Annotated in this window: 12 protein-coding genes; 6 read left to right on the forward strand and 6 right to left on the reverse strand. The window is 63.5% G+C overall.

Annotation, left to right across the window (positions count from 1 at the left end; genetic code table 11):
• The first annotated feature begins 3 nt into the window (after window positions 1-3).
• Entirely contained in the window at window positions 4-1,221 is a 1,218-nt protein-coding gene (locus BXA07_RS16305) for a nucleoside deaminase (protein ID WP_170909681.1), read from the forward strand.
• Here the strand turns inward: BXA07_RS16305 and BXA07_RS16310 are convergent.
• The 6 genes from BXA07_RS16310 to BXA07_RS16335 form a co-directional block, all read right to left on the reverse strand.
• Window positions 1,218-2,381 (reverse strand): dipeptidase, encoded by a 1,164-nt coding sequence (locus BXA07_RS16310; protein ID WP_139335614.1) that lies wholly within the window; start codon window positions 2,379-2,381, stop codon window positions 1,218-1,220. The genes BXA07_RS16305 and BXA07_RS16310 overlap by 4 nt on opposite strands.
• An 11-nt stretch (window positions 2,382-2,392) precedes the next feature.
• A complete protein-coding gene (locus BXA07_RS16315) occupies window positions 2,393-2,815 on the reverse strand; it encodes a VOC family protein (protein WP_076568974.1) in 423 nt (140 codons plus the stop codon).
• A gap of 159 nt (window positions 2,816-2,974) precedes the next feature.
• Window positions 2,975-3,244: a hypothetical protein gene (locus tag BXA07_RS16320; protein WP_076568975.1), complete on the reverse strand. Its 270-nt coding sequence runs from the start codon at window positions 3,242-3,244 to the stop codon at window positions 2,975-2,977.
• Window positions 3,245-3,386: 142 nt separating this feature from the next.
• Window positions 3,387-3,902, reverse strand: a complete 516-nt coding sequence (locus tag BXA07_RS16325) for a hypothetical protein (RefSeq protein WP_076568976.1) — start codon at window positions 3,900-3,902, stop codon at window positions 3,387-3,389.
• Window positions 3,903-3,993: 91 nt separating this feature from the next.
• Window positions 3,994-4,671, reverse strand: a complete 678-nt coding sequence (locus BXA07_RS16330; RefSeq protein ID WP_076568977.1) for a TetR/AcrR family transcriptional regulator — start codon at window positions 4,669-4,671, stop codon at window positions 3,994-3,996.
• A 10-nt stretch (window positions 4,672-4,681) separates the two neighbouring features.
• Entirely contained in the window at window positions 4,682-6,151 is a 1,470-nt protein-coding gene (locus BXA07_RS16335) for an aminotransferase-like domain-containing protein (RefSeq protein ID WP_244556304.1), read from the reverse strand.
• A 200-nt stretch (window positions 6,152-6,351) separates the two neighbouring features.
• On the opposite strand from BXA07_RS16335, the gene BXA07_RS16340 reads away from it, so the two are divergent.
• From BXA07_RS16340 to BXA07_RS16360, 5 genes are all read left to right on the forward strand, one after another.
• Window positions 6,352-7,668, forward strand: coding sequence for an omega-aminotransferase AptA (locus BXA07_RS16340; protein ID WP_076568981.1), 1,317 nt, complete (start codon window positions 6,352-6,354; stop codon window positions 7,666-7,668).
• Between the two features lie 8 nt (window positions 7,669-7,676).
• The gene (locus tag BXA07_RS16345; protein ID WP_076568983.1) at window positions 7,677-9,179 is read left to right on the forward strand and encodes a CoA-acylating methylmalonate-semialdehyde dehydrogenase; all 1,503 of its coding nucleotides are present in this window, start codon (window positions 7,677-7,679) and stop codon (window positions 9,177-9,179) included.
• Between the two features lie 46 nt (window positions 9,180-9,225).
• The gene (locus BXA07_RS16350) at window positions 9,226-10,593 is read left to right on the forward strand and encodes an NAD(P)-dependent oxidoreductase (protein WP_076568985.1); all 1,368 of its coding nucleotides are present in this window, start codon (window positions 9,226-9,228) and stop codon (window positions 10,591-10,593) included.
• Complete coding sequence (gene preA, locus BXA07_RS16355; protein ID WP_076568987.1) at window positions 10,593-11,873, forward strand: NAD-dependent dihydropyrimidine dehydrogenase subunit PreA; 1,281 nt, start codon at window positions 10,593-10,595, stop codon at window positions 11,871-11,873. Before BXA07_RS16350 ends, preA begins: the two co-directional genes overlap by 1 nt.
• A gap of 109 nt (window positions 11,874-11,982) precedes the next feature.
• Window positions 11,983-13,467 carry an NCS1 family nucleobase:cation symporter-1 gene (locus tag BXA07_RS16360; protein ID WP_076568989.1) on the forward strand — a complete coding sequence of 495 codons (1,485 nt, stop codon included), beginning with the start codon at window positions 11,983-11,985 and terminating at the stop codon, window positions 13,465-13,467.
• The last annotated feature ends 3 nt before the right edge of the window (window positions 13,468-13,470 follow it).

Genomic DNA, 13,470 nt, shown 5'->3' on the forward strand with positions numbered 1-13,470 from the left:
AGGATCCGCTTGAACAAGACGATCGATATCCAGGCCGCCGTGGCGATAGCCGCGGCCGAAGCCATGGCAGCGAAGACGCAGGGTACTTTTGGCGTGGGCGGCGTGCTGCTCGACGGCGCCGGCAACGTGCTGCAATCGATGCACAACAACGTCGTGCGCCAGGGCCTGGTGTTCGACCCCACCGCGCATGGCGAGCGTCAGCTGGTGGACTGGTATTTCGCCGAGCGTGCCAAGGGCACGCCCTTGCCGCCGCCGGGCGAACTGACCATCGTCACTTCGCTCGATCCCTGCTGCATGTGCACGGGGGCCATCCTGGCGGCCGGTTTCAATGTGGTGGTCGCCGCGCCCGACGTCAAGGCGGGTATCAATTATGATGGCGGCGCCACGTTTACGGCCTTGCCGGCGCCGCTGCAGGCGCAGGCGGGCCGCAGTTTTTGCTATCCGGCCGTGCGCGGCGCCACCGAGTATGCGCGTGCCCCGTCCGGCGCCGCGCCCAAATCTTTTTTCATCGGCAAGAGCATCCACGAGGCGACGCAGGCACTGTGTTCGCTCGTGTTCGAGGCGACATCGGCGCAGGTGATGCAGCTGCTGAGCGCCGGCGACGACGTGCCCCTGCGCGATCCCGCCGCCTTGCCGTCCGAGCATCCCGTGGTGCGCGCCTTGCGCCGCCGCTATCCCGACGCCCTGACTTACCGCTGCGACCCGCACGCGCCCGACGCGGGCCTGGCGCCATTTCTGCAGGCGGCCATGGAGCAGGACGCGCGTGATGGCGGTCAGGGCGATGCGGCCGCCTTGCTCGATTCCTTCGGCAACCTGCTGCTATGTATGCCGGGAAAATTGGGTCAATCGGCCATCCGCACGCCGTTCATGGAATGCACGCGCCAGTACGCGCAGCTGCGCTATGAATTGATGGCGAATGCGGCGCCGGCGCTGCAGGAAGAAATCAAATGCTACCTGGGGCATCCCAAGCACGGCACCTTCGTGCTGGCCATCGGCCCGGACGACAGCGCCGCCAGTTTCATGACCCTGGGCGCCTACGGCTCCACCATGGAAGGGGCGCTGCCCGAGAATAATCCCGCACAGTTCCAGTACGTGCGCCCGGCCATGGCGGAAGATGCATTGCTGGCGCTGTGCGACGCCATGCCGCCCCTGTACCGCAAACTGATACGCATCCGGCCGCGCCAGGTGGCGGACCAGGCCTTGATCAGCTCCCTGGCCTAGGCGTCGTCGTCGGGCAGGTTTTTCAACAGGAAGTCGCGCACGTTTTCGCCGGCGACGCGGCGGATCTGTTCTTCCGACAGGCCCGCGTCCAGCAGCGCCTGCGTCAAGCGCGGCAAGCCCGTCGCGTCGATGGCCGTGGTGACGGCGCCATCGAAGTCCGAACCATACGCCACATGTTCGGCGCCGATCAGCTTGACCGTGTACTTGATGGCGCGCGCGATGGAGGCCACGTCCTTGCCGCAGACGGCCGTATTCCAGAAGCCGATACCCACCAGGCCGCCCTGGGCGGCGATGCGCTTCAATTGACTGTCACTGAGGTTGCGCCCGTTGGCGCAGGTGCCGCGCACGCCCGTGTGCGATACCATCACGGGGCGTTTCGCCAACGTCAGCACGTCGTCGATGGTGGCCGACGAGGCGTGCGCCAGGTCGACGATCATCTTGCGCTGCTCCATGGCGCGCAGCCATTGCCTGCCCAGCGGCGTCAGGCCGCCTTTTTTCAAGCCGTGCTGGGAGCCGGACAGTTCCGTATCGAAGAAATGCGTGGGCGCTGCCATGCGGTAGCCGGACCGGTACAGGGTGTCGAGATTGTCCAGCTTGCCTTCGAGCGCATGCGCGCCTTCCAGGGTCAGCCAGCCACCCAGCAGGGCGGGGTCTTTTTCGCGCGCGGCAATGAAGCTGCGCAGCTGGGCGCGGCTGCCAATGACGCGCACCTTGCCATGGCTCTTGCCCGCTTGCTGGCGCAGCTCGTCGGCCTGGTAAGTGGCGCGCGCCAGCAGGCTGTTCCACGTGGCCGGTGGCAAGCCTTGCGCCACGACCAGGGCCGTGATGTTGTCCGTATCGCTGCCATTGCGCTCGATATTCATCTTGCGCGGCGTCTTGGTGACGACGGAAAAGGCTTGCAGCGCCACGTTGGCCCGCTGCAGGCGGGGAAAGTCGACATGGCCGCGCTGGCTGTCGCGGTTCAGATTGCGTTGCCACAGCAGGCTGTCGGCGTGCAGGTCGGCGATCCACAGGCTCTGGTGCAGGGTCACAGTGGCTGCCGACGGCGCCTTGCCGGACGGGGGATGAATGCGGTTGAGATGTTCGTCGACGAGGACGGGAGCGGACAGGAAACCGCCGATCAGCGCAAGGCTGGCGGCGGTGAGGGTAGCGACAATCATTGTTCTCCGTTTTACCATGGATCGTAGGTGCCCAGGCTCCAGATGTGGCCTTCCGGGTCGCGGCAGGTGAAGCCCCGTCCGCCGTAATCTTCATCCTTGATGTCGAGGACGATTTCTGCGCCCGCTTCCAGCGCGCTGCGGTAGACGGCATCGGCGTCGCTGACGACCAGGTAGCAGTTTTGTGTATTCGCGCCGCCGATGTCGCCAGGCAGTTTCATCAGGCGGCCATAGTCGCTGTCGATGGCGGGCGCCACCATGACCATGCCATTGCCAAAGCTGAGCTGGGCGTGCGCGACACCGCCTTCGCCATCGGGCACGATCAATTGCTTTTCAAAACCGAGCGCCTTGCACAGCCATTCAATGGCAGCCGGCGCGTCGCGGTAGCGCAGGCAGGGGATGGTGGTCGCGGTTGTTGCTTTTGCTGTATTGGTCATCTGGAAACTCCTATGGCAGGTGGGGAGTAGCTTTGATCGTCCGGGATGCGCGGTGTTCCGTGCCCGTACCATCCATAGGGATGGTATTGACACTTGTCAATGCTGCGCGCATCCATAGTGCCATAAAACAATCATGACACTTCTGCCATAACGCAAATTTTACTGCGGTGGCTGCTGAGCGCCCGCCGCCTTCGTGTCCGTGCCCGTATCGTCACTGTTGCTCGCCCATCTGAGCAGCATGACGAGGGCAAACAGCATGATGGCCAGCGGTAAAATGGTGATCACGAACGCCAGGCCCAGGCAGCACGCCAGCAGCATGGGCCAGGGCATGGCGCGCAAGGCGGCCAGGCCCTGGCGCGCGTAAGTGCACAGCTCGTTCCAGAAAGCGCTGAAGGAAGTGCTGCCCGGTGCCGAATTGATGTCTTTCATGCCGTTCTCCTGTCGTGTGGGGGCCGCTGCCGTATGCATGCTGGCGATGAATCCACTATAGGCAAATCCTTGCTGCCGGGCATTGCGTATGCGACGAATGGCAGGAATGGCAGACCGAACGGCGACAGGCCGGGACAAGCCGTTATTCGAATACCTTCAGTTTCAGCTGGAAACTGAGGGCGCCATACAGGCGGTCCTTGTAGGACGGCACGATGGCGATATTCACGCCCACGCGCTGGTATTCATAGCTGATGGTGGGAACCAGGGCCGGGAACCAGCCGCCATCGCGCATCTTCGGATAGCCGCTGAAGCCGCCAACGACGGCGCCGATGCGCAGCGGACCCACCTTGATCGGCTGGTAGTACACGCCCAGGTAGTTCGAGTAGGCGCGGTCGCTATTGTAGAAGCGGCCGGCCGTGACCGACGCGACCGTGGAAAAGCGGTATTCGGCGCCCAGGCCCGGATTGCTGTCGTTCAGGTTCTTGTCGCGCTGAAAGTGATACGAATAAAAGCCCGCGTTGAGCCAGGTTTCGCTGAGCGGCTGGCTGTCTATCATGCCGACTGTCTGCGCCTGTGCCGTGGACGCCACTGCCAGCAGGGCCGCGCAGACAGCTTTGCCCAGCAATGACGCGGTGCGCGCCGATGACCATAGTTTCATGCCTGTTCCTTATCCTGTCGATATTGCGCCGCCCGTGCAAACGCTCCAGCGCGCCATGCTATCACTGCCAGATTGTTCCTTGGAAATTTCATCACGTGCCGGGTGCTGCCGCGGGCAGGGCGATGGCCGCCTGCACCATGTGCGTGAGCAGGATTTCGGCATCCTCGTAATCCTTGCGCGTGAGCTGCTTGCGTTCCAGCACCAGGGCCATCTGCGCCGAAAAGTCCGCATATGACTGGGTCATGGCCCAGATGGCGAACATCAGGTGCGTGGCGTTGACGGGCGCGATCCGGCCGGCCGCAATCCAGGCTTCGAAGACGGCGATATCCTTGCGCAGCAGGGGCACGACCCGGTCGCGTATCTGTGCGCCGTACAGGGGCGCGCCATTGATCACTTCCAGCGCATACACGCGCGAGGCCCATGGCTGTTCGCGCGAAAAACGCAGCTTGGCGCCGATATACGCACGCAGCACGTCGCGCGGCTCGTCGTGTTCATTGGCCAGCGATTCCATGCGCGCCAGCCAGTCGTCAAGCACATCGTCGAGCACGCGCTGGTACAGCAGCTGCTTGGACGGGAAGTAGTACATCAGGTTTTGCTTCGACAGGCCGGCCCGCTCGGCGATGGTGGCGATCGACGCGCCTTCATAGCCGTTTTCCGCGAAGACGCGCACGGCTTGCTCAAGGATGTCCGCTTCCAGGCGGTCGCGGTTTTGCAGGCGCCTGCCACCGGCATTTTTTACGGGAAGGGCAGGGGATTTGTCGCTGGCCATGGCGGGTTCTTTAGCGTGGGCGTATCGATTGCAGGAATGCCTGCAGCACAGGGGTATCGGTATAGGCCACGTTGAAGCGGAACCACACCGTCTCGGGCGCGCGTAGCATGAAAAATTCGTTCGGCGACAGCAGGATGCCCGCCTTCAGGGCCATGTCGGCAATGATCTTGCCATTCCACTCCGGTGTTTGCACGTCGGGCCAGCCGGCGCTGACGAACATGCCGCCACGGGGCCGCGCCACGGGAGCCATGCCCGCCTGCGCCAGGCAATCGATGCTGCGCTCGCGGGCCGCATCGAGCTGCGCCACCAGGCGTTCCACCATGCGCTTGTACGGCCGCGCGCAGATGGCGTGGTAGACGGCGCGCTCGTTGATTTCCGACGTCGTCAGTCCCGCCAGCATTTTGACGCGCACCAGTTCGGCCAGCAGCGGCGGCGAGGCGCAAATCGACCCCACGCGCAGCACGGGCGACAGGGTCTTGGAAAAGCTGCCCACGCGGATCACGCGGCGCAAGCCGTCCATGGCCGCCAGCGATGCTTCGCCGCGCGCCGCCAGTTCGCGGTAGATATCGTCTTCTACCAGCCAGAAATCGAATTGTTCGGCCAGCGCCAGCAGGCGGTGCGTCTGCGCCTGGCTCAAGGAGGTACCGAGCGGATTTTGCAGCACCGTGTTGACGAACATCAGCTTGGGCTGCGTGCGCGCGGCTTCAACGGCCAGCGCATCGAGGTCGAGGCCCGCCTCGCCACGGGCAATGCCCACGGGGATGCAGCCGTGGTGGCGTATCAGCGACTGCAGATTGCTGTAGCCGGGGTCTTCCACCAGCACCGTGTCGCCCGGCTTGGTCAGGCTGCGCAGGATCAAGTCGAAGGCATGCGTGGCGCCGTGCGTCAGCAGGACCTGGTCCGGCTCGACCTGGAACAGCTCTTCCGACAGGCTGGTTGCCAGGTGCTGGCGCAGCGAGGGAAAGCCGAGAGGGTGGCCATAGCCACGCAGGCGGCTGGCGGGAATGCGCATGGCCTGGCGCACGGCGTCGAGCACGGTCGCTTCGCCATACATCTCGGGCGGCAGCCAGCCCGCTCCCACGGGCAGGGCGTCGGACACGCCCGAGTACAGGTCCGGCGTCAGGGCGTCGATGGCGGTGGGACTCGCAAGGGTGTTGGCGCTGAGGGCCGCCTGCGGCGAGGCGGCGATATCGTGGCGCGCGACGAAATAGCCGGAGCCGCGCCGCGACGACAGCAGGCCCAGGTTGACCAGGCGGTCGTACGATTCGACGACGGTAAACGTCGACACGCCATTGCAGCGGGCGAACTGGCGCACGGATGGCATTTTGGTACCGATGCGCAGCGCGCGGCTGCCTACCATGACGCTGATGGCGATGACGATCTGCTCGACGAGGCCGCCCTTTTTCTGGCGGTCGATGTCCAGCACGGGCCAGCCGCTGGCGTTACCTTCGCCCTCGTCCTGCTTCACGTTGTGTATCACCGGTGGCTCCATATGCTGCCTTGCACAAAACTGTAGTGGTTTTTCGACCTGTACGGTTGGGATACTTTGCCGTTTGTGTATCTGTGCCATTGGGGATGGCCTGTCTATTATTACATCAGCTTTTTGCCAACTGGTAAATTATTTTACGCTTCGTCAAAAACGATCTTGGCCCAGCGCCAGCCCATCCCAAGGAGAAGGTCATGAACGAAACAAGGCCGGAATCGATGTCGGCATTCTGGATGCCATTTACGAATAACAGTGATTTCAAGGCCCATCCGCGTTTGCTGGTGTCGGCCGAAGGCATGTACTACAAGGACGTCGATGGCAACGCCATCCTCGATGGCACGGCGGGACTGTGGTGCGTGCCGTGCGGCCATGCGCAGCCGAAAATCGTCGGTGCCATCCGCGAGATGGTGGGCCAGCTCGACTTCGCGCCGACCTTCCAGATGGGCCATCCGGCCGCCTTCGACCTGGCGGAAAAACTGATGGACTACACGGGCCACAAGTTCGGCCACGTTTTCTACACCAACTCCGGTTCCGAAGCCGTCGACACGGCCTTGAAAATCGCGCTGGCCTATCACCGGGCGCGCGGCGAGGGCGCGCGCACGCGCCTGATCGGCCGCGAACGCGGTTATCACGGCGTCGGTTTCGGCGGCATTTCCGTGGGCGGCATCGGCGGCAACCGCAAGACCTTCGGCCCGCTGTTGCCGGGCGTCGACCACCTGCCGCACACGCACAACCTGGACAAGAACGCCTACACGGTGGGGGAACCCGAATACGGCACCCACCTGGCCGATGAACTCGAGCGCATCGTCGCCCTGCACGACGCCTCGACGATCGCCGCCGTCATCGTCGAACCGGTGGCCGGTTCCACGGGCGTGCTGATCCCGCCGAAAGGCTATCTGAAGCGCTTGCGCGAACTGTGCACCAAGCACGGCATCCTCCTGATCTTCGATGAAGTCATCACGGGTTTCGGCCGCATGACGACGCCGTTCGCGGCCGACTATTTCGACGTCGAACCGGACCTGATGACGACGGCCAAGGGCCTGACCAACGGCATGGTGCCGATGGGCGCCGTATTCAGCAAAAAATACATCCACGATGCCTTCATGGATGCGCCACCGGGCATCGAGCTGTTCCACGGCTATACGTATTCCGGCCACCCGCTGGCCTGCGCCGCCTCGCTGGCCACCTTGCAGGTGTTCGAGGAGCAGGACATCCTGGGCCACGCGAAAGCGATGCAGGCGTATTGGAGCGATGCAGTGCATTCCTTGAAAGGTTTGCCGCACGTGATCGATTTGCGCAGCATCGGCCTGATCGCCGGCATCGAACTCGATCCCATCGCCGGCAAACCGGGTACGCGCGCCTTCAACGCCTTCAAGCAAGCCTTCGCCGACGGCGTGCTGATACGCACGACGGGCGACATTATCGCCCTGTCGCCGCCGCTGGTGCTGGAGAAACAGCATATCGACGAGCTGTTTGGCAAGCTGGCCAAGGTACTCAAAAATCTCGACTAAGGAACACCATGAACGATCTCGACACGATTACGCACTTCATCAACGGCGCCAAGGTCGACACCCGCAGTGGCCGCTACGGCGACGTCTACAACCCGGCCCTGGGCCAGCCTGTGGCGCGCGTGGCGCTGGGCACCGTGGAAGACGTGGACGCGGCCGTGCAGGCGGCGGCCGCCGCCTTTCCCTCGTGGTCTGCCACGCCGCCCTTGACGCGTGCACGCGTGCTGTTCCGCTACCTGCAGCTGTGTCAGCAGCACACGGATGAATTTGCCGCCATGCTCACGCGCGAGCATGGCAAGACCTTTGCCGATGCCCAGGGCGAGGTGGCGCGCGGCATCGAGATGGTGGAGTTTGCCGTCGGCATACCGCAATTGCTGAAGGGCGAATTCACGGACCAGATTTCGCGCGGCATCGATGCCTGGTCCATGCGCCAGGCGCTGGGGGTGGTGGCCGGCATCACGCCATTTAATTTTCCCGTGATGGTGCCGATGTGGATGTTCCCGGTGGCGATTGCCTGCGGCAATACCTTCGTCTTGAAACCATCCGAGCGCGATCCGTCCGCGTCCCTGCTGCACGCGAAATTGCTCAAGGATGCAGGTTTACCCGACGGCGTCTTCAACGTGGTGCAGGGAGATAAAGTGACCGTTGACGCCCTGCTCGACCACCCGGTGGTGCAGGCGATCAGCTTTGTCGGCTCGACGCCGATCGCCGAATACATCTATGCGCGCGGCAGCGCCAGCGGCAAGCGCGTGCAAGCGCTGGGCGGGGCGAAAAACCACATGGTGGTGATGCCGGACGCGGACATGGACATGACGGTCGACGCGCTGATCGGCGCGGCCTACGGTTCGGCGGGCGAGCGCTGCATGGCCATCTCCGTCGTCGTGGCCGTGGGCGATGCGGGCGACAAATTGATCGATGCACTGGCAACGCGCACGGCCGCACTGAAAGTGCGCGACGGCATGGAAGATGGTGCGGAAATGGGACCGGTCGTGTCTCTGGCGGCCAAGCAGCGGATCGAAAAACTCATCGCCTCCGGCGTGGAGCAGGGCGCGACTTTGGTGGTCGATGGACGCAACCATGTGGTGCCTGGCCGCGAGAACGGTTTCTTCGTCGGCGGCACCTTGTTCGACCATGTCACGCGCGACATGCGCATCTACAAGGAAGAGATTTTCGGCCCTGTGCTGTGCGTGCTGCGGTGTCCTGACGTGGGGCAGGCGGTGGAGCTGATCAACGCCAACGAGTATGGCAACGGCGTGGCCATCTACACGCGCGACGGCGGCGTGGCGCGCGAATTCGTGCGCCAGATTCAGGTCGGCATGGTGGGCGTCAACATCCCCTTGCCCGTGCCGATGGCCTTCAACAGTTTCGGCGGCTGGAAGCGCAGCATGTTCGGCGACCACCACGCGTATGGCCCCGAAGGCGTGCGCTTCTACACGCGCCACAAGGCCGTGATGCAGCGCTGGCCCAACACGGCCAGCGCTGGTGTGGAATTTGCTTTTCCCCAGATGAAGTAAGGGTTTCAAACGACAAGCCGGCCGCACATAACAAGAGGAATACGCGATGATCGAGTCTTTGCACTATTTACCGCATCCCGCCCTGCCCAACGAGGAACTGGCAGGCCATTTCACGGACCTGGCGCCGCCGCTCACGGCGCGCCAGGCGGCCATCGAAAGCGCCCGCTGCCTGTATTGCTACGACGCGCCGTGCAGCCGTATCTGTCCGTCGGAAATCGACGTGGCCAGCTTCATCCGCAATATCCACGACAAGAACATCAACGGCGCCGCCGCCGGTATCCTGAAGCAGAACATCCTGGGCGGCAGCTGCGCCCGCGTCTGTCCCACGGAAATCCTGTGCGAAGACGTCTGCGTGCGCAATCACGACGCCGAAGGCCAGCCCGTGAAAATCGGCCTGCTGCAGCGCTACGCCGTCGACCACATGCACTTTGCGACGCACCCGTTCAGGCGCGCGGCGAGCACCGGCAAGACGATTGCCATCGTCGGCGCGGGCCCTGCCGGCCTGTCGTGCGCGCACCGCCTGGCCATGCTGGGGCACGATGTGGTGATCTTTGAAAAAGAGGGCAAGGCGGGCGGTCTGAATGAATACGGCATCGCCAAGTACAAGCTGACGGACGATTTCGCGCAAAAGGAAATCGACTTCCTGCTGGACATCGGCGGCATCACCATCCGATGTCGCCAGACGCTGGGCGAAAACGTGCAGCTGCGCGACCTGCACGCGCAGTACGACGCTGTTTTTCTCGGCCTAGGGCTGGGCGCCAGCCGCAAGCTGGGCTTGACGGGCGAGGACGCACCGGGCTTGCTGGCCGCCGTCGATTATATCGCCGCGCTGCGCCAGGCGGACGACCTGGCCGCGCTGCCGGTGCCGAAACGGGCGCTTGTGATTGGCGCCGGCAATACGGCCATCGACATGGCCGTGCAGATTGGCCGCCTGGGCGCCGAGGAAGTCACCCTGGTCTACCGGCGCGGTTTCGACGCCATGACGGCCACCCACCATGAGCAGGAGATCGCCAAGGCCAACCAGGTGCGCATGCTGACGTGGGCCCAGCCGCAGCAGGTGCTGCTCGATACTGCCGGCAAGGTGACCGGCATGCGTTTCGAAAAAACCCGCATGCAGGGCACGCGCCTGGCGGGCACGGGCGAAACCTTCGACGTGGCGGCCGACGCCATCTTCAAGGCTATCGGCCAGAGCCTCGATACGCAGGTGCTGCAGGACCCGATGGCGTCATTGCTGCAGCGCGAAGGCGACAAGATCGCCGTCGATGCGGGTTTTCGCACGGTGCTGCCGGGGATCTATGCGGGCGGCGACTGCGTGGCGCCAGGACAGGACTTGACGGTGCAAGCCGTCCAGCATGGCAAGCTGGCCGCACTGGCCATCCATTCCGATTTGTTGAATAAAGTGGAGGCTGCATAATGGCTGATCTCAGCATCGAATTTTGCGGCATCAAGGCGCCGAATCCCTTCTGGCTGGCGTCCGCACCGCCGACCGACAAGGCCTACAACGTGGTGCGTGCCTTCGAAGCGGGGTGGGGCGGCGTCGTGTGGAAGACGCTGGGCGAAGATCCGGCCGCCGTCAACGTCTCGTCGCGCTATTCCGCCCTGTACGGCAAGAACCGCGAAGTGGTCGGCTTCAATAACATCGAGCTGATTACCGACCGCTCTCTGGAGATCAACCTGCGCGAAATCACGCAGGTGAAAAAGGACTGGCCGGACCGCGCCATGATCGTTTCCCTGATGCTGCCCTGTGAAGAGCACTACTGGGCCGACATCCTGCCCAAGGTCGAGGCGACGGGAGCGGACGGCATCGAGCTCAATTTCGGCTGCCCGCACGGCATGCCGGAGCGGGGCATGGGCGCGGCCGTGGGCCAGGTGCCCGAGTACGTGCAGATGGTGACCGCCTGGTGCAAGAAGCACAGCCGTCTGCCCGTCATCGTCAAGCTCACGCCCAACATCACGGACGTGCGCATGCCGGCGCGCGCGGCCAAGGCGGGCGGCGCGGACGCCGTCTCCCTGATCAACACCATCAATTCCATCACCTCGCTGGACCTGGACCGCATGGTGGCCTTGCCGATTGTCGGCGGCGCCAGCACGCACGGCGGCTATTGCGGCGCGGCGGTGAAACCGATCGCGCTGAACATGGTGGCGGAAATCGCCCGCGATCCGCAGACGCGGGGCTTGCCCATTTCCGGCATTGGCGGCATCGGCAACTGGCGCGACGCGGCCGAATTCCTCGCCCTGGGCGCCGGCTGCGTGCAGGTGTGCACGGCCGCCATGCTGCATGGTTTCCGCATCGTCGACGAGATGAAGGATGGCCTGTCGCGCTGGATGGACGAGAAGGGCTATGCACGCATCAGCGATTTTTCCGGCAAGGCCGTGGCCAACACGACGGACTGGAAATACCTGGACATGAATTACCAGGTGATCGCGCAGATCAACCAGGATGACTGCATCAAATGCGGCAAGTGCTACGTGGCTTGCGAAGACACGTCGCACCAGTCGATTGCGCAACTGATCGACGCGGCCGGCACGCGCACATATGAGGTGATCAAGGAGGAATGCGTAGGCTGCAACCTGTGCGAAATCACCTGTCCGGTGCAGGGCTGCATCACGATGGTGCCGCAGGCAACGGGCAAGCCGTACATGAACTGGACGCAGGACCCGCGCAACCCTCGGGCATTGGCGGAATCGGCATAGGGCACGTTTTTTGCGTACGTATATTTTATAAACAGTTGCCCAACTTTGCAGTAAGCTAGGACGCAGCCGTTTTTAAAACGCCCAACCTCCCAACCGATGGAGCAACCCTGTGAACCACGACTATTCAGGCAATACGCAACTCTGGAATGAAGACCTGGCGCCCACCACGGCGGCGCAGCGCACCTGGCGCTGGTATCACTTTGCCGCGCTGTGGGTCGGCATGGTGATGTGCATTCCCGCCTACACCCTGTCGGCCAGCCTGATCGACAGCGGCATGTCCGGCTACCAGGCCGTGCTCACGGTGTTTCTCGCCAACGCCATCGTGCTCCTGCCGATGCTGCTGATCGGCCATGCGGGCACCAAGTACGGCATCCCGTATGCCGTGCTGGCGCGCGCCTCGTTCGGCACGGCGGGGGCGCGCCTGCCGGCCCTGATGCGCGCCATCGTTGCCTGCGGCTGGTACGGCATCCAGACATGGTTCGGCGGCCAGATGATCTACACCTTGATGGGTGTATTAATGGGACATGAACTGGGCGGCGAGAAGATCGCGGGCCTGGGCATCAATGGCAGCCAGCTGCTGTGCTTCCTGGCTTTCTGGGCCATCCAGTTCTATTACATCCTGCATGGCATGGAATCGATCCGTAAACTCGAAACCTACACGGCGCCGCTGAAAATCCTGATCTGCTTCGTGCTGCTGTACTGGGTGCACAGCAAGGCCGGCGGCGTGGCCAGCCTGCTGGACCAGCCATCGCAATTCATCCCCGGCGGCAAAAAGGCGGGCCAGTTCTGGAGCGTCTTCTGGCCATCGCTGACGGCCATGGTGGGTTTCTGGGCCACCTTGGCATTGAACATTCCCGACTTCACGCGCTTCGCCAAGACGCAGCGCGACCAGATCCTGGGCCAGTCGGTCGGCTTGCCCGTGCCCATGGGTTTGCTGGCCATGCTGGCCGTGATCGTCACTGCCGGTTCGGTCGTCATGTACGGCAAGGCCATCTGGGACCCCGTCGACCTGGCCAGCCGCATGACGGGCGCCGCCGTGCTGATCGCCCTGATCATCCTCCTGATCGACACGGTCAGCGTCAATTTGGCGGCCAACCTGGTGGGGCCGGCATACGACTTTTCCGCACTGGCGCCGAAGCAGATTTCGTACAAGATGGGCGGCTACATCACGGCATTCATCGCCATCGTCATGATGCCGTGGAAGGTGCTCGAGTCGACTCAGGGCTATATCTTCACGTGGCTGATCGGCTATTCCGCCCTGCTGGGTCCCATCGCCGGCATCCTTATCGTCGACTATTATTTTGTGCGCAAGACGCGGCTCGACGTCAGGCAGCTGTACCGCGATGACGGTATCTACTCGTATGGCGGTGGCTGGAACATGGCGGCGCTGATCGCCTTCATTATCGCCGTGCTGCCGAATATCCCGGGCTTTTTGAACGCGGCCTTTCCCACGGCGTTCCCTGGCGTGGCCGAAGGCTTCAAAACCATCTATACCTACGCCTGGTTCGTGGGCGTGGCCATCGCCGCCGTCGTCTACGGCGTCATGATGAAGGGCAAGGTGGCGGCGCAGGTGCGGCAAGCGCCGCAATCCTGATCG

This window comes from Janthinobacterium sp. TND4EL3, from assembly GCF_900156175.1.
GTDB lineage: Bacteria > Pseudomonadota > Gammaproteobacteria > Burkholderiales > Burkholderiaceae_D > Janthinobacterium.

Coding starts and splice junctions, on each gene's coding strand:
- BXA07_RS16310 (WP_139335614.1), bottom strand. CDS start 2,381: ATGATTGTCGCTACCCTCACCGCCGCCAGCCTTGCGCTGATCGGCGGT.
- BXA07_RS16315 (WP_076568974.1), bottom strand. CDS start 2,815: ATGACCAATACAGCAAAAGCAACAACCGCGACCACCATCCCCTGCCTG.
- BXA07_RS16320 (WP_076568975.1), bottom strand. CDS start 3,244: ATGAAAGACATCAATTCGGCACCGGGCAGCACTTCCTTCAGCGCTTTC.
- BXA07_RS16325 (WP_076568976.1), bottom strand. CDS start 3,902: ATGAAACTATGGTCATCGGCGCGCACCGCGTCATTGCTGGGCAAAGCT.
- BXA07_RS16330 (WP_076568977.1), bottom strand. CDS start 4,671: ATGGCCAGCGACAAATCCCCTGCCCTTCCCGTAAAAAATGCCGGTGGC.
- BXA07_RS16340 (WP_076568981.1), top strand. CDS start 6,352: ATGAACGAAACAAGGCCGGAATCGATGTCGGCATTCTGGATGCCATTT.
- BXA07_RS16345 (WP_076568983.1), top strand. CDS start 7,677: ATGAACGATCTCGACACGATTACGCACTTCATCAACGGCGCCAAGGTC.
- BXA07_RS16350 (WP_076568985.1), top strand. CDS start 9,226: ATGATCGAGTCTTTGCACTATTTACCGCATCCCGCCCTGCCCAACGAG.
- preA (WP_076568987.1), top strand. CDS start 10,593: ATGGCTGATCTCAGCATCGAATTTTGCGGCATCAAGGCGCCGAATCCC.